The organism is Agilicoccus flavus (assembly GCF_014857905.1).
GTDB lineage: Bacteria > Actinomycetota > Actinomycetes > Actinomycetales > Dermatophilaceae > Agilicoccus > Agilicoccus flavus.
The window spans coordinates 1-21,270 of the sequence record NZ_JACYXE010000019.1 but is presented as its reverse complement, the minus strand read 5'-3'; the positions used below and the strand labels follow the sequence as shown (position 1 = coordinate 21,270).

22 protein-coding genes and 1 pseudogene are annotated in these 21,270 nt (G+C 72.4%); 10 read left to right on the top strand and 13 right to left on the bottom strand.

Features of this window, described 5'->3' with window-relative positions; all coding sequences use genetic code 11:
• Positions 1-60 precede the first annotated feature (60 nt).
• On the top strand, positions 61-1,878 hold the full coding sequence (pknB, locus tag ICW24_RS18490; protein WP_264176805.1) for a Stk1 family PASTA domain-containing Ser/Thr kinase: 1,818 nt from the start codon (positions 61-63) through the stop codon (positions 1,876-1,878).
• Between the two features lie 24 nt (positions 1,879-1,902).
• Here pknB and ICW24_RS18485 read toward each other — a convergent pair whose 3' ends face one another.
• Together ICW24_RS18485 and ICW24_RS18480 are read right to left on the bottom strand one after the other, a co-directional pair.
• The gene (locus ICW24_RS18485; protein WP_226347201.1) at positions 1,903-2,526 is read right to left on the bottom strand and encodes an aminodeoxychorismate/anthranilate synthase component II; all 624 of its coding nucleotides are present in this window, start codon (positions 2,524-2,526) and stop codon (positions 1,903-1,905) included.
• A gap of 85 nt (positions 2,527-2,611) precedes the next feature.
• On the bottom strand, positions 2,612-3,343 hold the full coding sequence (locus ICW24_RS18480) for a DUF881 domain-containing protein (RefSeq protein WP_226347200.1): 732 nt from the start codon (positions 3,341-3,343) through the stop codon (positions 2,612-2,614).
• 223 nt (positions 3,344-3,566) lie between these two features.
• Between ICW24_RS18480 and ICW24_RS19820 the strand changes: the two genes are divergently transcribed.
• Positions 3,567-3,833, top strand: a complete 267-nt coding sequence (locus tag ICW24_RS19820) for a cell division protein CrgA (RefSeq protein ID WP_226347199.1) — start codon at positions 3,567-3,569, stop codon at positions 3,831-3,833.
• 339 nt (positions 3,834-4,172) lie between these two features.
• Here ICW24_RS19820 and ICW24_RS18470 read toward each other — a convergent pair whose 3' ends face one another.
• Together ICW24_RS18470 and ICW24_RS18465 are read right to left on the bottom strand one after the other, a co-directional pair.
• Positions 4,173-5,081 (bottom strand): rhomboid family intramembrane serine protease, encoded by a 909-nt coding sequence (locus tag ICW24_RS18470; RefSeq protein WP_226347198.1) that lies wholly within the window; start codon positions 5,079-5,081, stop codon positions 4,173-4,175.
• 212 nt (positions 5,082-5,293) lie between these two features.
• On the bottom strand, positions 5,294-5,812 hold the full coding sequence (locus ICW24_RS18465; protein WP_226347197.1) for a peptidylprolyl isomerase: 519 nt from the start codon (positions 5,810-5,812) through the stop codon (positions 5,294-5,296).
• Positions 5,813-5,950: 138 nt separating this feature from the next.
• Here ICW24_RS18465 and ICW24_RS18460 point away from each other — a divergent pair, with 138 nt between their 5' ends.
• The 3 genes from ICW24_RS18460 (at position 5,951) to ICW24_RS18450 (ending at position 9,022) form a co-directional block, all read left to right on the top strand.
• Entirely contained in the window at positions 5,951-6,820 is an 870-nt protein-coding gene (locus tag ICW24_RS18460; protein WP_226347196.1) for a hypothetical protein, read from the top strand.
• A gap of 143 nt (positions 6,821-6,963) precedes the next feature.
• Positions 6,964-8,466: a serine hydrolase domain-containing protein gene (locus tag ICW24_RS18455; RefSeq protein WP_226347195.1), complete on the top strand. Its 1,503-nt coding sequence runs from the start codon at positions 6,964-6,966 to the stop codon at positions 8,464-8,466.
• Between the two features lie 115 nt (positions 8,467-8,581).
• The gene (locus ICW24_RS18450; protein WP_226347194.1) at positions 8,582-9,022 is read left to right on the top strand and encodes a hypothetical protein; all 441 of its coding nucleotides are present in this window, start codon (positions 8,582-8,584) and stop codon (positions 9,020-9,022) included.
• A 15-nt stretch (positions 9,023-9,037) separates the two neighbouring features.
• Here ICW24_RS18450 and ICW24_RS18445 read toward each other — a convergent pair whose 3' ends face one another.
• Together ICW24_RS18445 and ICW24_RS18440 are read right to left on the bottom strand one after the other, a co-directional pair.
• Positions 9,038-10,291: an MFS transporter gene (locus ICW24_RS18445; protein WP_226347193.1), complete on the bottom strand. Its 1,254-nt coding sequence runs from the start codon at positions 10,289-10,291 to the stop codon at positions 9,038-9,040.
• A 38-nt stretch (positions 10,292-10,329) separates the two neighbouring features.
• Positions 10,330-10,986 (bottom strand): alpha/beta fold hydrolase, encoded by a 657-nt coding sequence (locus tag ICW24_RS18440; protein WP_226347192.1) that lies wholly within the window; start codon positions 10,984-10,986, stop codon positions 10,330-10,332.
• Positions 10,987-11,135: 149 nt separating this feature from the next.
• On the opposite strand from ICW24_RS18440, the gene ICW24_RS18435 reads away from it, so the two are divergent.
• Positions 11,136-12,182 (top strand): alcohol dehydrogenase catalytic domain-containing protein, encoded by a 1,047-nt coding sequence (locus ICW24_RS18435; RefSeq protein WP_226347191.1) that lies wholly within the window; start codon positions 11,136-11,138, stop codon positions 12,180-12,182.
• A gap of 71 nt (positions 12,183-12,253) precedes the next feature.
• Here the strand turns inward: ICW24_RS18435 and ICW24_RS18430 are convergent, their stop codons facing one another.
• Positions 12,254-13,018, bottom strand: a complete 765-nt coding sequence (locus ICW24_RS18430; RefSeq protein WP_226347190.1) for an ABC transporter permease — start codon at positions 13,016-13,018, stop codon at positions 12,254-12,256.
• A gap of 83 nt (positions 13,019-13,101) precedes the next feature.
• Entirely contained in the window at positions 13,102-13,695 is a 594-nt protein-coding gene (locus ICW24_RS18425) for a DUF1349 domain-containing protein (protein ID WP_226347189.1), read from the bottom strand.
• Positions 13,696-13,894: 199 nt separating this feature from the next.
• Between ICW24_RS18425 and ICW24_RS18420 the strand changes: the two genes are divergently transcribed.
• Positions 13,895-14,689: a shikimate dehydrogenase family protein gene (locus ICW24_RS18420; protein ID WP_226347188.1), complete on the top strand. Its 795-nt coding sequence runs from the start codon at positions 13,895-13,897 to the stop codon at positions 14,687-14,689.
• A 51-nt stretch (positions 14,690-14,740) separates the two neighbouring features.
• On the opposite strand, the gene ICW24_RS18415 is transcribed toward ICW24_RS18420, so the two are convergent.
• Together ICW24_RS18415 and ICW24_RS18410 are read right to left on the bottom strand one after the other, a co-directional pair.
• A complete protein-coding gene (locus ICW24_RS18415; protein ID WP_226347187.1) occupies positions 14,741-15,232 on the bottom strand; it encodes a GlcG/HbpS family heme-binding protein in 492 nt (163 codons plus the stop codon).
• 303 nt (positions 15,233-15,535) lie between these two features.
• Positions 15,536-15,871, bottom strand: a pseudogene (locus ICW24_RS18410) (transposase); the annotation flags it as partial.
• A 229-nt stretch (positions 15,872-16,100) separates the two neighbouring features.
• Here ICW24_RS18410 and ICW24_RS18405 point away from each other — a divergent pair.
• The 3 genes from ICW24_RS18405 (at position 16,101) to ICW24_RS18395 (ending at position 19,510) form a co-directional block, all read left to right on the top strand.
• Complete coding sequence (locus tag ICW24_RS18405) at positions 16,101-17,849, top strand: ABC-F family ATP-binding cassette domain-containing protein (RefSeq protein WP_226347186.1); 1,749 nt, start codon at positions 16,101-16,103, stop codon at positions 17,847-17,849.
• Complete coding sequence (locus tag ICW24_RS18400; protein ID WP_226347185.1) at positions 17,846-18,658, top strand: SDR family oxidoreductase; 813 nt, start codon at positions 17,846-17,848, stop codon at positions 18,656-18,658. Before ICW24_RS18405 ends, ICW24_RS18400 begins: the two co-directional genes overlap by 4 nt.
• A 654-nt stretch (positions 18,659-19,312) precedes the next feature.
• Entirely contained in the window at positions 19,313-19,510 is a 198-nt protein-coding gene (locus tag ICW24_RS18395; RefSeq protein ID WP_226347184.1) for a hypothetical protein, read from the top strand.
• Positions 19,511-20,010: 500 nt separating this feature from the next.
• Here ICW24_RS18395 and ICW24_RS18390 read toward each other — a convergent pair whose 3' ends face one another.
• The 3 genes from ICW24_RS18390 to ICW24_RS18380 all read right to left on the bottom strand — a co-directional run.
• The gene (locus ICW24_RS18390) at positions 20,011-20,697 is read right to left on the bottom strand and encodes a cation efflux transmembrane domain-containing protein (RefSeq protein WP_119076636.1); all 687 of its coding nucleotides are present in this window, start codon (positions 20,695-20,697) and stop codon (positions 20,011-20,013) included.
• A complete protein-coding gene (gene cmtR, locus ICW24_RS18385; protein ID WP_119076634.1) occupies positions 20,694-21,053 on the bottom strand; it encodes a Cd(II)/Pb(II)-sensing metalloregulatory transcriptional regulator CmtR in 360 nt (119 codons plus the stop codon). Before cmtR ends, ICW24_RS18390 begins: the two co-directional genes overlap by 4 nt.
• Before the next feature lie 73 nt (positions 21,054-21,126).
• Positions 21,127-21,270, bottom strand: a 144-nt coding sequence (locus ICW24_RS18380) for a transposase (RefSeq protein ID WP_226347211.1), incomplete at its 5' end; no start/stop codon positions are given.

The window sequence follows — 21,270 nt, the reverse complement described above, 5'->3', positions numbered from 1 at the left end:
GGACCGGACCCGAGGGGCTCCGCGGACCGCACCGGTGACGGCGTCCCCGACCGACCGCGCCTGCTCGCGGGCCGGTACGAGATCGGCGAGCTCATCGGTCGCGGCGGGATGGCGGAGGTCCACGCGGGCTACGACACCCGCCTCGGACGCGAGGTCGCCATCAAGATCCTCCGCTCCGAGCTCGCCCGGGACCGGTCGTTCCTCATGCGCTTCCGGCGGGAGGCGAAGTCGGCGGCGAGCCTCAACCACCCGTCGATCGTCGCCGTCTTCGACTCGGGCGAGGACGTCTTCACCGAGTCGGGGGGCGCCCCCATCTCCGTCCCGTTCATCGTCATGGAGTACGTGCACGGCCCGACGCTGCGGGACGTGCTCCACGAGGACGGCGCGCTCGAGCCCATGCGCGCGACCCGGATCATGACGCAGGTGCTGCGGGCCCTGCACTACAGCCACGCGCACGGCATCATCCACCGCGACGTCAAGCCGGCCAACGTCATCCTCGGCGACGGCGACGAGGCGAAGGTCATGGACTTCGGGATCGCGCGGGCGATCGCCGACACGGCCGCCACGATGACGAACACGAGCATCGTCGTCGGCACCGCGCAGTACCTCTCACCCGAGCAGGCGCAGGGCCAGGACGTCGACGCGCGCTCCGACCTGTACTCGGCCGGCTGCCTGCTCTACGAACTGCTCACCGGGCGGCCGCCGTTCGTGGGCGACTCGCCCGTGGCCATCGCCTACCAGCACGTGGGGGAGCCTCCGCAGCCGCCGTCGGTGCACGCCCCGGCCGTGCCGAGCAACCTCGACGTCGTCGTGCTGCATGCCCTCGCGAAGGACCCGGCGAACCGCTACGCCGACGGCGAGGACTTCGCGGCCGACCTCGACGCGGTCCTGCGCCGCGAACCCACCCGGGCCGCGGCCCGCGCGGTCGCCGCCGGCGAGCTCGCGCCGGCCCCGGCGGCGAACCCCGCCCCGGCCGTCGCCACAGGAGCCACGGCGCTGCGCATCACGGACGAGGAGCCGCGGCGGCGCCGGTTCCCGCTCGTCCCCGTGCTCGTCGCGGTCCTCGCCGTCGCCGCTCTCGTCCTCGGCCTGCTCGCGAATCGCGGCGTGTTCGACCGCCCACCCGCGCCCGTGGCCGTGCCGGGGGTCGTCGGGCAGAACCAGACCGCGGCGAAGTCCGCCCTGACGACGGCCGGATTCGCGGTCGCGACCCAGAACGTCAAGAACCGGGCCGCGGCCGGCACGGTCGTCACCCAGAACCCCACCGCCGGGGCGTCGTCGGCCCCGGGCTCCGAGGTTCGGCTCGGCGTGTCCACGGGTCCCGGGCGCGTGGAGGTGCCGAACCTGCGCAACTACCAGCAGGAGACGGCGAACGTCCAGCTCGAGAACCACGGCCTGACGGTCGGGGGGGTCCGCCCCGTCGACAGCTTCGAGGTGCCCGCCGGTGCCGTGGTGAGCACGGCCCCGAAGGCCGGGTCCAAGGTCGCGGAGGGGACGCCGGTCACGCTGCTGGTCAGCACCGGTCTCGTGCAGATGCCCGACGTGACGGGCATGTCGCAGACCCAGGCCGCGGCGGCGCTCAACAAGATCGCCCTCCGGTACACGCCCACGCTCGTCGACGACGCCCGACGCAAGCCGGGCACGGTCATCGAGCAGAGCTACGCCAAGGGCCAGAAGGTCCCGATCGGCACGGTCGTCGACCTCAACGTCGTCCGCCCGCGCGCGAGCACCCCGACGGCCACGGTGACCGTGACCCAGTCGCCCACGACGAGCAGCGGGTCGAGCGGGACGCCGCGACCGACGACCCCTCGCTCCACCGACGAGCCCACCCCGGTCACCCCGCCGACGACGTCGAACGGGACCACGGTCACGGAGTAGGACCGGGCGCGGTTCTCGGGGGGTTCAGGCGCGCATGAGCGGGCCGAGCCCCTCGGCGCGGGCCGGCGCGTCGGCGAGGCCGCACATCTCGAGCCACGTGGCGAGGATGCGGTGCCCGCCCTCGGTGAGCACGCTCTCGGGGTGGAACTGCACGCCGTGCAGGGGCAGGGTGCGGTGGTGCATCGCCATGATGACCCCGCCCTCGGTCCGCCCGTTGACGACGAGGTCGCTGCCGACGGTCGCCGCATCGACGGCGAGCGAGTGGTACCGCGTCGCGGTGAACGGCGACGGGAGTCCCGCGAGGACGCCGGTCCCGTCGTGGTGGATCTGGGAGGTCTTCCCGTGGAGCAGCTCCTCCGCCCGGCCGACCGTCGCGCCGGCGAGCACGCCGAGGGCCTGGTGGCCGAGGCACACACCGAGCATCGGGGTGCCGTGGGCGCCACAGGCCTCGAGGACGTCGATCGAGGACCCCGCCGCCTCCGGGGTGCCCGGACCTGGCGAGACGAGGACGCCGGCGACGTCCGGCACCGCGGCCAGGTCGACGACGTCGTTGCGGACGACGCGGGTGCGCGCACCGAGCTGCTCGAGGTAACCGACGATCGTGTAGACGAAGCTGTCGTAGTTGTCGACGACGAGGATCTCGGTCACGGGAGGCCTCCACGGCAGAAGAACGGCGGTTCCGGCAGCGTATCGCCGGGCCCGAGACCGCCCGCGCGCCGGTGGGCGCAGCCGGTCACCGGACCACCTGGGCGTAGCGGCGGTCGAGGGGGCCGGTGTAGGCGGGCAACACGAGGTCGCCCGCGTCGCGCACGTCGAAGCCGAGACCGAGCCGAGCCGCGTCGTCGCGGTACGCGGTGACGGCCGGGTCGGCGTCCAGGCTCCGGCGCATCGCGGCGGGGTCGCCCACGGCCACGACGACGTACGGCGGCGACGAGACGCGACCGTGCAGGATGAGCGTGTTCCCGACGCAGCGGACCGCGCTCGTCGACGTCAACCGTTGCCCCTGGACGGTGATCCCCCGCGCACCGGCGGCCAGGAGGGCGTTGACGACGGCCTGCACGTCCTGCTGATGGACGACGACGTCGTCGACGCCCACGCCGTCGGGCAATGGACCCCGGGTCGGCGCGTCCGACAGGGAGACCTCGAGGGCGCGGCCGCGGATCGGCTCGACGGCCGCTGCGGGTGCGACGGCCCGCGCCGCGTCGTCGAGGCCCGCGAGGGTCGGATCCGCGGCGAGGCGCTCGCGCGTGGCGGTCTCCAGGGCGGCGCGGGCCTGGGCGAGCGCGGCGTCCTCACCGGCGAGGACGCGTTCGCGCTCCCGGACGAGGCCGACGAGGCCCTGCGTCGACGAGCTGCGCAGGTCGCCGCCCCGGGCCGTCACCGCGCTCCCGGCGAACATGAGCCCGGCGAGCACCGTGACCACCGGCAGCACGAACCGCCACCCGAGCCCCGTCCGCGTGCCCATGTCGCCATCCTCTCGCTCGCCCGATCCGCCCCCGACCCACCCCGGCGACCGCTGCTCCGTGGCGTGCGGTGCCGCTCGCACGCCCTCCACGTTCCGGAGGCGGCCCGCGGTGCCTCCGGGGCGCACCCAGTATGAGCACCTACCCTGGGAGGTCAGCGGGGGCACGAAGGCCCTCCGGCCGGGCGAACGACGATCCGGCCGAGACGAGTTCGAGGAGTGGCACGTGGCGGAGACGACGAAGAAGCTCACCCCGCGGGAGCGAAAGAAGGCCGACAAGCGGGCCGCGCGCACCGCCGCACGCGCCTCCGGCGCCAACCCGCGCTGGTTCGTGCCCGTCATGGTCGGCCTCATGCTCATCGGGCTCGTCTGGGTCGTCACGTACTACCTCACCCAGGCCCGCTTCCCCGTGGAGGCCTGGGGCAACTGGAACCTCGGCGCCGGCTTCGGCTTCATCGTCGCCGGGTTCCTCATGACCACCCGCTGGCGCTGACGCCGCCCCCCTCTGCGACCGGCGACCTCGCCGACCTCGACGACACGGCCGCCCCCGACGGGGGCGGCCGTTCGACGTTCCGGGCCTACCGGTACCGGCCCCTCTCCACGCCCACGCCCGGCCCCTCACCCGGTTCTCCACAGACCTATCCACACCTGGGGACGAATGACATCGCTGTAATCACAGGTGTGGAGTCCGCTGTGGACAACCGCCTGACCTGCCGCGATGCGCAGGACCGGTCGCCGCGGACGCGTGCCGGCCGACGTCGTCCACACCTGGGGACAGATCGGGGGCCGGTTCTGTGTGGATCATGTGTACAACCGGGGCGGCCGCGCGGGCTCAGGACGTCGGCAGGTTGTCGACGAACGAGGTGTCGGCGAGGGAGTAGGCCACCGCGACGAGCGCGAGAAGGATCACCGCCACGGCCGCGAGCGCCGGCCACTGCCACCGGCGCCGCCCGGGGGCGGCGAGACCGGCGACGATCAGCGTGACGAGGGCGCCCACGACGAAACCGCCGAGGTGGGCCTGCCACGCGATCGCGGGGGCGAAGACGGGGATGACGGCGTTGATGCCGAGGAGCACGAGCATGCCGCCGAGGGGCTGGTCGAGCCGGCGCAGCGAGACGAGCGCCGCGCCGAAGAGCCCGAAGACGGCCCCGGACGCGCCGATCATGCCCGAGAACCACGCGCCGTCGCCGAGGTCGAGCACGCTCGACGGCGGCCGCGCGAACAGCAGGTAGGCCACGGTGCCGCCGAACCCCGACAGCAGGTAGAGGGCGCCGAACCGGGCCCGCCCGAGCATGGGCTCGAGCCACTGCCCGACCTGCCAGAGCGCGAGCATGTTGAAGATGATGTGCATCGGCTGGCCGGGGCTGTGCAGGAAGGACGCCGTGACGAAGCGCCACGGCTGCTCGAGGCCGACGAAGGGCACGAACGCCCCCAGCTCGGTCAGCCGCGGCACGGCGAGCTGCGCGAGGTAGACGACGACGCAGACGCCGATGAGGGAGTAGCTGAGCACGGGCGGCCCGGGGGTGAGCACGCCGCCGAGCGCCGATCGGGTCGTGGGGGTGGCCCGGGCCGCTGCCCCGACGCAGTCGACGCACTGGATCCCGACCGGCGCCTCCCGCGCGCACGCCGGGCAGGTGGGGCGGCCGCAGCGCTGGCACGACATCCGCGTGGGACGCTCCGGGTGGCGGGGGCAGGAGGGGGCGGGCGGCCCGGCAGGGCCGTCGGGGACGGGCTGGGTCACGGGACGTCCTTCTGTTCGCGGTCTCGTCGGCACGAACGCCCCGGTCGGGCGGGGTGTTCCGCCGGCCGGAGGACACCTGCCCGTGGGCCGGAGGGGACGGCCCGGGCGGACGACGACGGCGCCCACCCCCGCGGGCGGCGGGGGTGGGCGCCGTCATCGAACGCTCCGACGCGGTCGGGCGGTCCGGCGTGGGGCGGCGGGCCGCCCGGCGATCACTCGGAGACGGTGACCTTCTCGAGGACGACGGGCTCGACGGGCTTGTCGCCCGAGCCGGTGCGCACGGCCCCGATCCGGTCGACGACCTCGCGGCTCGCCGCGTCGGCGACCTCGCCGAAGATCGTGTGCTTGCCCTGCAGCCACGGGGTGGGGGCGACGGTGATGAAGAACTGGGAACCGTTGGTGCCCTTGCCCATCCGCTTGCCCGCGTTGGCCATGGCGAGCATGTACGGCTGCGAGAAGTCCTTGTCGGGCGAGATCTCGTCGTCGAAGGTGAACCCGGGTCCGCCGAAGCCCTCGCCGAGGGGGCAGCCGCCCTGGATCATGAAGTTCGGGATGATCCGGTGGAAGGTGAGGCCGTCGTAGAACGGCTCGGGGCTCGTGCGGCCGCCGTCGGCCTGGTAGTCCTTCGTGCCCTTGGCGAGGCCGACGAAGTTGTCGACGGTCTTGGGGGCGTGATCGGGGAAGAGGACGACCTCGATGTCGCCGTGGTTGGTGTGCAGCGTCACGTTCATGCCCCTCATCCTTCCACGCGGGCCCTCCGCCCCCGGGAACGGCCACGGACCCGACGGACCACCTGATGACACCCCACGCATGAGGACAGGGCAGGATGGGCACCGAGAGACCGAGCGAATCGCCAAGGGAGGACTCACGTGTTCCAGAGCAAGAAGAAGAAGAAGATCACCGTCCCGACCATCGAGACGACGCAGGTCACCGTGCCCACGCTCGCGGGCCTGAAGACGGCCGGGGTCACCGCGGTCGAGGCCGCCCGCCAGTGGAGCGGCGAGCAGGCCCACCAGGCCGCCGACTGGGCGCAGCCGCGCCTCGAGCACAGCCGCGAGGCCGCCGCCGCTGCGGCGACCGCCGCCGGCGCCGCCGCCGCGGTCCGGGCCGAGCAGGGCAACGAGCGCTTGTCCGAGCTGGTCTCGCAGGCCAAGGAGAAGGGTGGGCAGGTCCGCTCCGAGGCCGAGGCCCGCCGCCTCGAGGCCGTCCGGTCGCTTCGCGGCGAGGCCGAGAAGACCCGCAAGCAGGCCAAGAAGTCGAAGAAGCAGCTCGCCAAGAAGTCCTCGAAGAACGAGGGCGGCGTCCTGTCCGGCCTCCTCGCCACGCTCGGCATCCTCGCCGTCGCGGGCGCGGTCGCTGCCTTCGTCGCGAAGAAGCAGGCCCAGCCCAAGGAGGACCCGTGGGCGCGCCCGCTCACCGACCCCTACGTGGCCCCCGCCACGGGTTCGGCGAGCTCGACCGGCGCCACGGCCACGGGCACGACCACCGCCACGACGAACACCACCGGCACGGCGACCGGGACTGCCGCCGGCACCGGCAGCGAGACCGTGATCGGTGACGGCGGCGCGCTGCCCGTCTCCGAGGTCGGGGAGACCCCGCCCGCGAAGCTCGACGACGAGGACGTGGTCGACCTCACCGCCGGCGGGCTGCCGCCCGAGTCCGACGTCGAGGCGCGCGACTCCTCGGGTCGCACGCTCGGCGACGCCGTCGACCGCGACGGCGACCACCGCCAGAACTGATCCGGCGCCCGACAGGGCCGATCCGGCCGACGGGGCCCCACCACGACGGTGGGGCCCCGTCGCCGTCCCGCCGCAGGGTGTCCCCACCTGCGGGGGTCGCGACGGTGCGTCTGGGCCCCCACCCGATCGAAAGGACCCGACCCGTGACCGCGAAGTCCCGCGCCCGCCTGGCCGCGACCGTCACCGACATGGCGCCGACCCTCGAGTCCTGGGTGGAGCTGCGTCGTCGCACCCTGCGGACCCCGGGGGTGCAGGTGTGCATCCGCGTTGACGGCGAGGTGGTCCTGTCGGCCGCGCTCGGGCGCGCCGACCTCGAGCGCGGCACTCCCCTCACGCCGGACCACCTGTTCCGGATCGCGTCCCACTCCAAGACGTTCGCGGCGACGGCCTGTCTGCTGCTGCGCGAGGAGGGCCGACTCGGCCTCGACGACCCGGTCGGCCGCCACGTGGCCGACTTCGCCGACACCCCGGTCGGCGCCCTCACGGTCCGGGAGCTGCTGGGGCATCAGGCGGGTGTCATCCGTGACGGCGCGGCCTGCGACTACTGGCAGCTCGACGGCCCCTTTCCGGATCGGGACCGCCTCGTGGCGATGCTGCGGGACGAGGGGGTCACGTACGTCCCCAACGCCCACTTCAAGTACTCCAACTTCGGGTACTCCGTCGTGGGGCTCGTCGTCGAGGCCGTGAGCGGGATGCCGTTCGCGCGGTTCTGCCGCGAGCGCATCCTCGACGTCCTCGACCTCCCGCGCATCCACCCGGACCTCTCCGACCTGCCGCCGAGCCGCCTCGACGAGCTCGCGTCGGGTCACTCGGGCCGCCTCGACGGCGACGACGAGCCGTTCGTCCTGCGGCACGCCGACACGGGGGCCATGTGCGCGGCCACGGGATTCATGGCGAACGCCCGCGACCTCACCGCCTACGGGAGCGCCCACGTGCTCGGCGACACCCGCCTGCTCACCGACGGCAGCAAGCGCCTCATGCAGCGGCTGGAGACGCTCGTCGAGCACGACGGCGAGGAACTGGGGCGTTACGGGCTGGGCTTCGACCTGCACACGGTGGGCGAGCGCCGGCTCGTCGGACACAGCGGCGGGTTCCCCGGGTTCATCACGCGCACGTTCGTCGACCCGCGCGACTCCCTCGTGGTGTCCGTGCTGACGAACCAGAGCGGCGGGCCGGCGGGCGAGATCGCCACCGGCCTCGTCAAGCTCATCGACCTCGCCGTGGCGGGGTCGCCGACGCGGGAGCAGTGGGAGGCCGACGTGGTCGGCTCGCCCGAGGTCGCGTCGAGCCCGGCGCACCGCCTCGCGCAGGCCGCGCGGCCGCTCGCCGACTCCGGGGCCGACCACACCCGGTTCACCGGCCGGTTCGCCTGCAGCTTCGGCCGCCTCGAGGTGGCCCGGCTCGGCGATCGGCTCGTCGCCCTCGCCCCGGACCAGCCCGACCCGACCGCCGGGGCCGGCGAGCTGTTCGTCGTCGACCGCGACACGCTCGTCGCCGATCCGGCGGCGGGGTTCGACTCGGTCGGCGAGCCGTGGCGGTACGAACGAACCCCGGACGGAGCGGTGGCCTGCGTGGTGGCGGGCGGGATGCGGCTGTTCCCCGAGGAGGAGTTCCGGGCGCGGCGCCGCGCGATGATGGGGCGCTGACGAGAGCCGGGACGCCTCCCAAGTGCCGGCCGGAGCGTCGGCGGGCCACCCAAGTGCCGGCCGGAGCGTCGGCGGGCCACCCACACGCCACGGTCGGCGTGCGAGGCTTCCGCGCATGTCCACCCCCACCCCGAGTCCGTCGGGCACCTCGCGAGCGGTGCGGACGCGCGTCGCGGCCGCACTCGCGCTCCTGGCGCTGGCCGTGGGGATCGCGGCGGGCTCGTGGTGGATCCGCACCTCGCCGCGGGAGGTGGCCGAACGCTACGTGGCCGCGACCGGCGGTGACCTGGCCGCTCTGTCCGCGACGACGACGCCCGCGGCGGATCGCTCGTCGGCGTCGGCGCTCCTGCGCTCGGTCTACGGCGTGCACCGCCACGGCCGCGTCGAGGTCCTCGACGTCGCCCCGGTCCGCCGCGACGTGGCCGGCGTCGGGTCGGTGATCGTCTCCGGCACGGCCGACGGCGTGCCGTTCACGACCGGGGTGACCCTGAGCACCGACCCCTTCGACGCCCGGGTGCTCGGGGAGTTCGACCCCGCCACGCCCGCTCCGGGTTGATCGGCCGCCCGCGGCTCACCGACGGCGAACGAGCTTCTCGCCCCCGGCGAGCAGCAGCACGGCACACGTCATCCAGATCGCGCCGACCGGCCCGAGCGGGGCCGCGACGAGGCCGGCGAGCAGGGGGAACCCGACCTGCCCGACCCGGTTGCCGACGAGCCTGATCGCGAGCGCCTGCGAGCGCCACGCCGTGGGCACCGCGGTCGAGATGAGGGTCATGGTCAGCGGCTGCCCGAGGCCGAGGAAGAACCCGCCGACCGCCAGCAGGGCCCCGGCGACGATCACCCGGTCGAGCAGCAGCGGAGGGATCGCGAGGGCGAGGCCGGCCCCGAACAGGCTGGCGACGAGCAGCGTCGACCGCGCCATCCGGCGGGTCAGCCACGGCAGGAGCACCCGGGAGAGGATGCTCGCCGCGCCGCGGACGGCGAGCAGCGCGCCGATGACGACCGGCGCGACGCCCCGCTCCTCGCCGACGAGGGGCAGGAAGGCGACGAGGATGTCGAGCATCGCGAGCAGGCCCATCGACGCGAGCATGTTGGAGGCCACCCCGGGGCTGCGCAGCACCGCCCGCACGTCCGCGCGTCGCGGTGGCTCCGCCGGAGTCGCGACCGGTGCGGCCCCGTCGGCCGCCTCGGCGTCGGTGGGGGGGCGCGCCCCCTCCGGCGCGGCGGCCCGACCCAGGGCCCTCGGCCGCCGCAGGAACAGGGGCACGGCCAGGAGCGAGATCGCGGCGCCGACGAACAGGGCGCGGTCGATGTCGGCGAGCCGCTCCGGGCCGGCGGTCACGGCGCCCGCGCCCACGAGGGCCCCGCCGAGGAGCGGGCCGAGGGCCTGCCCCACCGAGTAGGAGGCCGTGAACCAGCCGAACCCGAGGTCGAGGTCGTCGTCGTCGGAGTACCGCGCGATCGCCGCCTGCCCGCTGATGGTGAAGAGCAGGTGGGCGAGGCCGAGCACGACGGACCCGAGCGCGACGAGCGGCACGTTCGGCGCGAGCGCCAGGACGGCGACGCCGGCGGCGAGCAGTGCCGCAGAGACCATGACGTAGCGGGGGAGCGCCGGGGTCCGGTCGGTGAGCCGCCCGAGCGGGAGCGCGACCGCCATCGGCAGCACGGCGTACGCGGCGGTGACGACGCCGATCGTCGTCGCGCCCGACCCCAGGCCCACGAGCTTGTACGTCGTCACCGGGCGGGCGAGGTTGAGGGCCCCCTGGACGAGCACGCCCGCGACGACGAGCGACACGAGCCAGGCGCGAGATCGGGCGGGGCTCACGTCGGGTCCGGGGCGTCGGGCCGAAGGAGCACGCGCATTCAGGCGCCGTGCCCGAGGAAGCCGTAGACGAGCGCGTTGACCTCATCGGGCCGCTCGGACATGACGTCGTGACCCGCCCCGTCGACGATCTCCAGGTGCGCGTCGGGGATCGCCGAGGCGAGCAGGCGACCGGCCGCGACGTCGGCGCGGGCCCGGGAGCCGACGACGACGAAGGTGGGCGCGCGCACGTCGCCGAATCGGGTGGAGGCGTCGAGGGGGCCGCCGGCCCGCAGGGCGTCGCGCACCTTGGCCTTGTCGACGCCGGCGTCGGAGAACCGCCGCTTCGGGACGAGCGCGAGGGCCCATCGCTGCAGCCGACGACCCCCGCGCGAGGCAGCCGGTTGCGTCCCGAGGAGCACGAGGTGCGAGACGAGCTCGGGGTGGTCGATCGCCGTCTGCACCGCGACGAGGCCGCCGAGCGCGTGCCCGACGAGAGCGGCCCTGCTCACCCCCTCGAGCTGGAGGGCGGTGGCGAGGTCTCCCGCCGCGTCGCGCACGTCGAACTCCTCGGCGCCGCCGGGCCGCAGCCCCCGCAGCCAGGGCGCCCGGGCGGGCAGGTCGGCGGGCAGCCGCGACACCTGGTGCTCCCACGTCAGCGGCGACCCGCCCACCCCGTGGACGAACAGCACGTACTCGGCGGGGGGCGAGGTCGACATGACTCCGATCCTCACACGTCGTCCCCGGCCGGGCCGACCTTGGTCCCATCCGGTCGAGGCGGCACGGACCTAGCGTGGAGGTACGCCGAACCCGGCGCCGGCGCGGCGTGGCCGCCGCCCCGGGTCATCGCAGGACGAAGGGACGGACCATGCGCGCAGTGGTGTTCGAGGGCTACCGGCAGTTCCCGGTACTCACCGAGGTCGAGCGGCCCACGCCCGGCCCCGGCGAGGTGCTGCTCAAGGTCGCGGGAGCCGGCGCCTGTCACTCCGACGTCGGTCTCTTCGCGGAGTTCGAGTCGGATCCCACGGGGCTCATGACTCCGCCGTTCGTGCTGGGCCACGAGAACTCCGGCTGGGTCGAGGAGCTCGGGGAGGGCGTGCGCGGCGTCGAGATCGGCGCGGCCTACCTCTGCTACGGACCGATCGGCTGCGGCCGGTGCCCGGCGTGCTCGCGCGGGCAGGACACCTACTGCCACCGGCCGACCGACGTCGGGTACCTCGCGAACGGGCTCGGCCGCGACGGCGGGATGGCCGAGTACATGGTCGCGCCGGTGCGTAACCTCGTGCCGCTCGGCGAGGACGTCGACCCGGTCGCGGCGGCCCCGCTCGCCGACGCGGGGCTGACGCCGTACCACGCGATCAAGCGCGTCCTGCCCCGCCTGGCGGGCGGCGGTCGGAGCGTCCTCGTCATCGGCCTGGGTGGGCTCGGCCTCGTCGCGGTGCAGATCCTCACCGCGCTCACCGGCGCCACCGTCATCGCCACGGACACGAAGCCGGAGGCGATGGAGCAGGCGCGGGCCCTGGGCGCCGTCACCGTCCCGGGCGGCGACGGGCAGGTCGAGGCGATCCGGGACCTCACCGGCGGGCGCGGCGTCGACGCCGTCGTCGACCTCGTCGGCGCGACCCCCACCCTCGCCCTCGCCGCGGCCACGGTCGCGCAGCGCGGCGCGATCGTCGTCGTCGGCATCGGCGGCGGCACGCACCCGTGGAGCTTCTTCTCGATGCCGTACGAGGTCGACTTCACCTCGACGTACTGGGGCACCATCGAGGAGCTCCACGAGGTCGTGGCGATGTACCGGGCCGGTCAGATCCGCCCCACCATCGAGCGGTTCGCCCTCGACGACGCGCTCGAAGCCTACCGCCGCCTCACCGACGGCACGCTGTCCGCGCGCGCCGTCGTCGTCCCCCACGGGTGAGGGGTGGTCCGGGTGCGGTGGTCCGGGTGCGGTGGTCCGGGTGATGGTCGCCGGGCGCTCGAACGCCGAGCTCAGGCCTCGCGCGAGCGCGGCACGACGGGCGAGCGCCCGGCCACCCGGGTGACGACGAGACCCGCGATCGTCATCGTCAACGCGATGCCGGCGAGGACGACGAGCTGGAACTTCGCGGCCTCGATCGGGGCGGCGCCGCCCATGACCGCGCCGACGAACGCGCCGGGGAGGGTGACCAGGCCGGTGTTGCGGGTCTGGTCGAGGTTGGGGATGAGCATCTCGCGGACGGCGTGCCGCCCGACCTCGTCGTGCGCGGCGGACGGACTCGCCCCGAGGGCCAGCCAGGCCTCGATCTCGTCGACGCGCTCCGCGGAGAGGGTGGCGAACTGCCGTCCCGCGAGGGTCGTCGCGCTCATCGCGTTGCCCACGACGATCCCGGCCACCGCGACGACGTAGCGCACGGTCCAGTCCATGAGGTGCAGCCCGAAGACGAGGAGGATCGTCGTCAGGGCGCCGACGACGACGGCCGCCACCGCCGCCCGGCGCCCGCCGTACAGCCCGCGGATCCGCTGCCCCGACGTCCAGCTCGCCGTCGTCAGCATGAACGCGACGAAGAGGACGACGGTCCACCCCGTCGCGAGGACTCCGGAGAGGATCGCGGCGATGACGGCGAGCTGGAGGCACGCCCGCAGGATCGAGGTGACCGGGCTCCAGCCGAGCCGGACGCGGGCCCACCGCTGCAGCGCGAGGGTGATCGCTGTGAGGACGAGCAGCCCGGCGAGGAAGAGCAGCTCGCCGGGCAGTCCGCGGGGGAGGTCGAGCACGGTTCCCAGCCTGCCACCCGCGCCCCACGGGCGTGGCGCGGCCGGCTCGGGCCCCGCCGGAGCCGGGCTGTCAGTACAGGCCGTCAGTGCAGGGAGTCGTCGGCGGGCCCGACGGTCCACGACGTGAACGTCACCTGCAGCCCCGTCCGGGTCGGTGCCGCAGCGAACGGGCCGGCCTGCCAGGGCAGGGCGGGGTCGATGGGCGCGAGGCGCACGAGGCGCCACGGCTCGTCCCCGCTGCGGGCCCGGACGGTGACCGCGTCGCCCGAGCGGCTCGCGCGCACCGTGATGGGCCGGCCGACCCACGCGGGGACCGGGCCGGTCGACCAGTCGGAGCGGCCGTCGGTGACGACGGCTCCCGCCATGAGCTGCCCGTCGGCGAACTCGACGCCCGCCTTGATCCAGTGCTCGTCGTCGGCGCGCAGCAGCACACCGGCCTGGTCGAACTGCTCGAGGGGGGACCCGTCCCCGAGCACGAAGGTCACCTCGACCGCCTGGTCGTCGGGGAGATCGGCGAGCAGCGCGGGCGCGTCGTCGTGGACGAACCCGTAGGACGTCACGCGCCACAGGTCGCTGCCCGAGGCGGGTTCGACGACGAGCCCGTCGCCCTCCTCGCGGATCGAGACGGGCCGGTGGGTCCAGGTGCCGTCCTGCCAGGTCATGTCGCGTGAGGTCATCGCCCCAGCCTGCCACCGACGAACCGTGGCCCGGCCGGTCCGCTCCGGTGACCTTCGGGTCGGCGTAACGTCGACGACGCGTCACCCGCAGCCCGGACGAATCCGAGCCAGGAGGCGGGAGCGCTGCAGGTCCCTGTCAGAGCCGACGACGGTGACGGGCCGCTGGACCCGACGCACCCCGACCGAAAGAGAGACGACGATGTCCTCCTCACCCACCGGCGCCTCCCGCCTGTTCCCCATCGTCGGAGACCCGATCCGGTACGTGGAGTCGCCGGCCCGGCTCACGAGCACCTTCGCCGAGCGCGGCCACGACGCGCTGTGCGTGCCGATGCAGGTGCCCGGCGATGCCCTCGACGCCGCCCTGGCCGGTCTGGCCGCGACGTCGAACGTCGACGGCCTCCTCGTCACCATGCCGCACAAGCACACCGCGTTCGGCCACTGCGCGAGCAGCTCCGACCGGGCCCGGCTGTTGGGGGTGGTCAGCGTGATCCGGCGCAACCCCGACGGCTCCTGGCACGGCGACATGCTCGACGGCCTCGCCTTCGTCAAGGCCCAGCAGGATCACGGCGCGACGATCGAGGGGGGTCGCGCGCTGCTCATCGGCGCCGGCGGCGCGGGCAGCGCCATCGCGATTGCCCTGCTCGACGCGGGGGTCGCCGAGCTCGTCGTCCACGACACCGACGAGTCACGGGTGGGCGAGCTGCTCGACGTCCTGCAGGGCGTCGGCGCGGGCACGGCCACGGCCGGGCCTCCCGACCCGACGGGGTTCGACCTCGTCTTCAACGCGACCCCGCTGGGGATGGACGACGACGACCCCCTGCCCCTCGACGCGGCGCGACTGACCTCGTCGATGTTCGTCGGCGACGTCATCGGCGGCCACGGCACCACGCCGTTCGTCGCGGCCGCCCGGGACGCCGGGTGCCGCACCGCCACCGGCACGCACATGGTCGAGGCCGTCCAGGACCTCATGGCCGACTTCTTCCTCGGCGAGTGACCGAGCAGGGGTTGACGACGACGCGAGCCACCGCGTCCACGCGTCTTCGCGCTAGCGCGGAGGGTGGCCCCCGTCCGACGCCCCGCCCGCGCCGGCCGACGCCCCGAGGACCTCGTGGATCGCGGCCGAGGCGATCGCCCTGTCCTGCTCGCCCCGCCCGCCGCTGACGCCGACGGCACCGAGGACGGAGCCGTCGACCACGACGGGGACACCGCCGCCGAGCAGCATCGTCCCCTCCACCGCGGCCGTGAGCATCGCCGCCCCGTCCGGACCGAACCGTTCGTGGGTCTGCTCGTGGAACTCGTCGGTCGGCATGCCGTACGCGACGGCCGAGTACGCCTTCTTCCTCGCCACCCGCGCCGCCTGCGGTCCGGACCCGTCCATGCAGTAGGTCGCGATCTCCTGCCCGGTGTCCCCGACGACCGCGATGGCGACGCGGAGCCCCCGCGCGGCCGCGTCGCGTTCCGCCGCGTGGATGAGGGCGAGGGCGGCCGCGCCGGTGAGGCGCGCCACCGGGCGGACGAGCGGTGTGGGTTCGGTCATGAGCGAGCACGATACGGCGCGCGCCGCGCCGACCGCCGCCGCTCCCTCCTGCATGAGCACGTGACGCGGCGTGAAGGACGTCCTCGCCCCTCGGCCCCAGAGTGGAGGTGGAGCAGGCCGGTCGGTCCGTTCCGCGCTGCCGGCTCGCACGCGAGACGGCCAGACCGGGCTCATCGATCAACTTCTGACGCACCAGCCGAACAGCTCGCTCACGCAACTCGTCGGGGTGCTTCTTCGGTGCGGGCATGACTCCATCCTCCTGGGGAGATCAAGCCCTCCACCCTTCCCGGGGCGATCCATCTCCACCCGCGCGACATCACCGGCCAGCGCCGCGATGGTGCGACTGATCGTGGCGTCCGAAGCCACCGGCCCGTACACCCCCGGTTCGGCCCGCAACAGCGCGGCGTCGCGGCAGGCGTCCCCACCCAACGCCAACGACACCGCCACATCCAGGACCACTTTCGCCGGATCGTGCCTGGCCAGCGGCTTACGCCACGGCCGCAACGCTTCGCTGAGCAGCCGGTCGATCCCAGAGACGCGCGTCGTCCTGGTCAGCAGCGCACCGCCCGCGTGGGCCACCGCCGGGACAGTGGCGGTGTCAACTCGGACATGCGGGTACAGACCGCTACGCTTACTCACCTGAGAAGTGCCCTTCGGTTCCTGCGGATATCAGCTGTCGCAAGCGTCATCCTTGCAGGTCAAGGGCACTTCTCGCGTTCAGGGCTCACTCACCCCGATGAAATCTCCGGGCCAACCCTGGGGGTTTCGGCCGAGTTGGTAAGATCATCGCCATGTGGCTGTGATCCTCGAACTCCCCGCGACGAGGTAAGAGACCCCCGCGGGGCCGTGACTCTTTCGAGGATCCACTGTGCCCGCCCATTCCCCAACGCGCACGTATGCCCACCCGTCCGCCCATCTGCGATGTGACGGGATCTCGTTCTCCTACGGCGCCCACCGTGTACTTACCGACGTCTCCCTCACCGCGCCAGCAGGGACGCGCACGGGACTGATCGGCGAGAACGGTTCGGGCAAGTCCACCCTGCTGCGCATCGCCGCAGGCGAGCTCACCCCAGATGCGGGTACCGTCACGGCAGCAATGCCCGGAGGCAGCCGACCACGGATCGGACTCCTCCACCAAGAGACACCTTTCGACGCCGCTGCCACCGTCGCCCGGGTGCTCGACGAGGCGGTCGCCCACGTACGGCAGGCCGTGCTCGACGTCGAAACAGCCGCTCACGCGATGACCCACGCGTGCGACGACGAAGAGGCGTCCGAGGCCTACGCTCGCGCGTTGGAGCGGGCCGAAGATCTCGACGCGTGGAACCTCGAATCACGCGTCCACCAGATGCTCACCGGCCTGGGGCTGGGTGATCTCACCCCAGCCCGACGCATTGACGAGTTGTCCGGTGGCCAGGCCTCACGACTCGCGCTGGCCGCCCTCCTCCTGTCAGGGCCGGATATCCTGCTGCTGGACGAACCCACCAACCACCTCGACGACGCCGCTACCGCTCACCTACGCGACATCCTGATGGGGTGGTCCGGGCCGGTACTCATCGTCAGTCACGACCGCGCGTTCCTGGACGATGCAGTAACTCAGCTGGTCGACCTCGACCCGAGTCCCCTACCGGACCAGGTGGCCACGCCGCTGGTGGCAGACGGTGAGGGAACCGGCATCGGCGCGACCAGGTTCACGGGGACGTACAGCGACTATCTGACCCACCGGCGCAGGGCGCGTCAGCGATGGCAGCGCCAGTACGACGACGAACAGGTGGAGTTGGCTCGCCTGAGCACTGCCGTGGAGGACAGTCAGACGGTCGGGCACGCGGATTGGCAACCCCGTACCGAAGTGCGCATGGCACAGAAGTACTACGCCGATCGCAATGCCAAGGTGGTCTCCAGGCGGGTCAAGGACGCGCGCACGCGTCTGGCCGAATTGCAAGAGCGGCAGCTACGACAGCCTCCTGCACCGCTGAGCTTCCACCTTCCGGATGCCTCGTCCCTCCATGGGGTGGCGCCAGCAGGTCACGTCGGCCCAGCGCTGGTTGCCGAAGACGTGGGCGTGACCGGTCGCCTCTCACCCACCAGCTTCACCCTGCAGCACGGCGAGGCGATGCTGCTCACCGGCGCGAACGGGGCCGGCAAATCCACGCTGCTGCATGTCCTGGCCGGGGAGGCGGATCCGACCGAGGGGCAGCTGCATCGCGCGCCCGGTGTGCGAATAGGCCTGCTCACCCAGGAGAACCACATCGCCGATCCACACGGGCGCGGACCCTCGCGAACCGCGCGCCAGGCCTACGCCGATCTGGTGGGGGTGGACCGCGCAGGGGAGGTTCCACTCGACACATTCGGGCTCTTGCAGGCGCGGGACGAGGACCGCCCTGTCGAAGCACTGAGCGTGGGCCAGCAACGGCGGCTGTCGCTGGCGGTGCTGTTGGCCGACCCGCCGGACCTGCTGCTCCTGGACGAACCCACAAACCACCTTTCCCTTCTGCTCGTCACCGAGCTGGAGGCCGCCATCGCGGAGTACCCGGGCACGGTTCTCATCGCCTCACACGACCGGTGGCTTCGCAGTCGATGGCCCGGACACCACCTCCACCTGGAAGGACTCTCCCGATGAACGACGCTCTCCCCCTGCACGGCCGGGTGGCCGTCATCACCGGCGTGAGCCGGCACCGAGGCATCGGGTATGCGATCGCCACCCGCTTGGCGCAGATGGGCACCTCCCTTTTCCTGCAGCACTGGTCACCACACGACCGGGAGCAACCGTGGGGCGCCGACGACGTCTCCGGCGTCATGCAGGATCTCCGCAAGCAACTCACCCATGATGCCGAGCTCGACGACATCAGCCTCGACCTCGCCGACGCCACCGCGGCCGACCGGCTCATCGAGGCGGCACGCGCGAGGTTCGGCCACCTGGACATCCTGGTGTGCAATCAAGCCGTCTCGGGGAGCGACGGAGCACTGGCCGAGCAGACGGCAACGATGCTGGATCGCCACTGGGCAGTGAACACCCGCGCCACGCTCCTGGCCACACGCGCGTTCGCGGAACAGCACGACGGCCGCGAGGGAGGACGGGTGATCTGGATGACCTCCGGGCAGGGCCAGGGGCCGATGGTGGACGAGATCGCCTACGCCACCTCCAAGGCAGCCCTGGCCGGGGTGACGCCCTCGGTGGCCGACGGCCTCATCGAACGAGGCATCATCCTCAACACCGTGAATCCCGGGCCGGTCGACACCGGATACCTCACCGCCGACACCTCCGACCGCCCTGACCGGCTGGCGGGCATTCTCAACCACTTCCCACAGGGCAGGTTCGGTGAACCGGACGACCCGGCCCGACTCATCGCGTGGCTCGTCAGCGACGAAGGCCGCTGGGTGGTGGGCCAGGTGCTGCACACCGAGGGAGGTTTCCGGAGGTACGGCTGAACGCGAGGTGCAGCCGAACCGCCGGGCAGGCTCGTCGAGCTGACGCGCTCTACCCCTGATTCCGACGTGGCCTCCGCTGATCGGCGGCATTTCACCAGCGTCATCAAACCCACGGGGGTATGCCCGGGCGTTCACGCCGTCCGGCCCAGCTCGGTCTCGTTTTCGACGCTCACGGGATGTCTCACCTTCGGCGTTCACCCAGGACGTGTGTCTCATTTTCGGTGAGCGCGGACACGCGCAGCCGCCTCGGCAGTGATGCGTGTCGTTGTACCACGACAAAAATGTGTTTATCGGCCACCAAGATGTGATTTAAGGATGCCGAGATGGCGAAGCGAACGGTACCGCTGCGGCCGCACGTGCAGGACGCCCTCAGCGTGTGGGGTCAGCTCATCAGGCGCGGTCGGATCGACCGAGCCTGGACGGCCAAGGACCTCGCTGCCCGCGCGAATGTCTCCGAGCAGACCGTGCTCTCAGCGGAGGCCGGCCATCGTGGCACCGCCGTCGGCACGATGATGGATCTGGGAGACCTCGTCGGCGTCCCCATCTTCGGGTCGAAGACCGCTCCGAACTCGCGATCCGTCGGCGGCGCGGCGAGGAGATGCTCGCTCTCCTCCCGAGCCGTGTTCGGAGACCCAAGGCAGGCTTGCAGCGCTGGTGCGCGAGTCGGAGACGTACGGCCTCAGCAGGGAAGAAGGTCGGGCCATCATCGATCATCTCGTGTCGGCGATCCACGACAACTGGGATGACGCCGCGGAGGTCGCGCGCTTGAGCGCCGCAGACAAGCAGAATCTTCGCAGAAAGCAGATACTGCCCCGGGCGGCTTTCTTCGACTACTGGAACCCCTCACACTGACGAGACACGTCGTCCTTGCATGCTGCGCGTGTGCGTAGACCGCGACCGCACATCGGTGTCGCTCATGCGACGTCCTCCACCTTGATCCAGCGCTGGGTGCCGCGATACAGGCTCGGACGCGAACCTGCCCCGCCGTCGGACGGGGCAGGTCTCGAATTCTCGACGTCCGTGGAAGCAATGGAGCGTTGCGGGAACAGCCGACCACGGGTTGAGAGGCTTGTTTCCGCGTGGAATCAAGGGATTCGCGGACACGCCGACCCCGAGGGCGAGGACGATGACCCGCTGATCGGCGCGTCGGCGGAACCAAAGCAACGACCTCGAACACGTCTGACGGACGAGGAAGTGGACGCTATGCGAACAGTCCGCGAGCGAGGGATCGGAGTGAACGCTGTCGCACGTCAGTTCGGGGTTCACCGGGGGACAGTGTGGGCCAAGACTCGGTAGAGGGGCTTTTCACGCATCTGATGGAGTTGGAGCGAGCGAACAACCTGCCGGGTTGCTCAGCGCGGTGCGCAGCAATCGTCCTCGCAGTGCTCGGGCTCGCGCTCTCCGGTAAGCACTGTGACTTGGGCGGCGCAGCACGCATCTCCGCGCCAGGCCTCGATACCCTCGCGCACGGCGAATCCAGCGATCACCAGGGCGGCGATCGAGTCAGCCCACGCCCACCCGAGCAAGGAGTTCAATAAGAGACCGATGAGGAGCGCCGCTGAGAGGTAGGTACAGATCAGGGTCTGCTTCGAGTCCGCGACCGCGGAGGCAGAGCCGAGTTCGCGGCCGGTGCGTCGCTCGAACCAGGACAGGAACGGCATCACCAGCAGGCTCAGCGCAGCAAGCACGATTCCTACGGTCGAGTGCTCGGGCTCCCGCAGACCTGTCAGCGACAGGATCGCGTCGATGGTGACGTAGACGGCGAGTCCGAAGAACGATAGCGCAATCACCCGCAGTGCGACCTTCTCCCGCTTCTCGGGGTCGGGAGCGGCGAACTGCCACGCGACAGCCGCGGCAGAGAGGACTTCCACGATCGAGTCCAGCCCGAACCCGATCAGCGCGGCAGACGAGGCGGCTCCTCCCACAGCGAGAGCGACGACCGCCTCGATGACGTTCCAGGTGATTGTGATCGCCACGACGATCCTGATCCGCCGCCGCAGCACACCCGTCCGTGCCGGAGGCAGTACTGCCGTGGTCACTGCGCAGGCTCCGGGTCGCAGCAGCCGGGGACGGTGCAGGCCGGATCCATGCAGGGCACGCTCTCATCGACCGCGAGCGTCACGTCCACTAGCGCGGTCAGCGCTGCCGCGAGGTGGGGGTCGGCGATCTCGTAGCGGGTCTGCCGGCCCTCGGGCTCGGCCACCACGATCCCGCACCCGCGCAGACAGGCCAAGTGGTTCGACACGTTCGTGCGCGTCAGCCCGAGGTCGCGGGCGAGCTTCGCAGGATACCCCGGCCCGTCGAGCAGGGAGAGCAGGATGCGGGAGCGGGTCGCGTCGGCCATCGCCCGGCCGAGCCGGTGCATCACGTCCACCCGAGAAGCAAGAGTCAGCATGTAATGACCATACAGTGAAGACTGACCTACCGTCAAAGGTCATCAGAAGACGGTCGCGCCATGAATAACAGGCTCATCCCAATTGAGGGTGTAGTCGGGGTCTGAAGCCGCCGGTCTCGAGGAGGCTGCGGGCGATGTAGTTGGTGAGGTTGCGGAACCCGAGGGCGGTCCCGCGCAAGTGCTCGAGACGGCCGTTGATCGCTTCGGTCGGACCGTT

Bases quoted from the DNA above. Each gene is read 5' to 3' on its own strand.
- ICW24_RS18425 (WP_226347189.1), bottom strand. From the start codon at position 13,695: ATGACCTCACGCGACATGACCTGGCAGGACGGCACCTGGACCCACCGG.
- ICW24_RS18435 (WP_226347191.1), top strand. From the start codon at position 11,136: ATGCGCGCAGTGGTGTTCGAGGGCTACCGGCAGTTCCCGGTACTCACC.
- ICW24_RS18400 (WP_226347185.1), top strand. From the start codon at position 17,846: ATGAACGACGCTCTCCCCCTGCACGGCCGGGTGGCCGTCATCACCGGC.
- ICW24_RS18440 (WP_226347192.1), bottom strand. From the start codon at position 10,986: ATGTCGACCTCGCCCCCCGCCGAGTACGTGCTGTTCGTCCACGGGGTG.
- ICW24_RS18465 (WP_226347197.1), bottom strand. From the start codon at position 5,812: ATGAACGTGACGCTGCACACCAACCACGGCGACATCGAGGTCGTCCTC.
- ICW24_RS18480 (WP_226347200.1), bottom strand. From the start codon at position 3,343: ATGGGCACGCGGACGGGGCTCGGGTGGCGGTTCGTGCTGCCGGTGGTC.
- cmtR (WP_119076634.1), bottom strand. From the start codon at position 21,053: ATGCTGACTCTTGCTTCTCGGGTGGACGTGATGCACCGGCTCGGCCGG.
- ICW24_RS18450 (WP_226347194.1), top strand. From the start codon at position 8,582: ATGTCCACCCCCACCCCGAGTCCGTCGGGCACCTCGCGAGCGGTGCGG.
- ICW24_RS18420 (WP_226347188.1), top strand. From the start codon at position 13,895: ATGTCCTCCTCACCCACCGGCGCCTCCCGCCTGTTCCCCATCGTCGGA.
- ICW24_RS18415 (WP_226347187.1), bottom strand. From the start codon at position 15,232: ATGACCGAACCCACACCGCTCGTCCGCCCGGTGGCGCGCCTCACCGGC.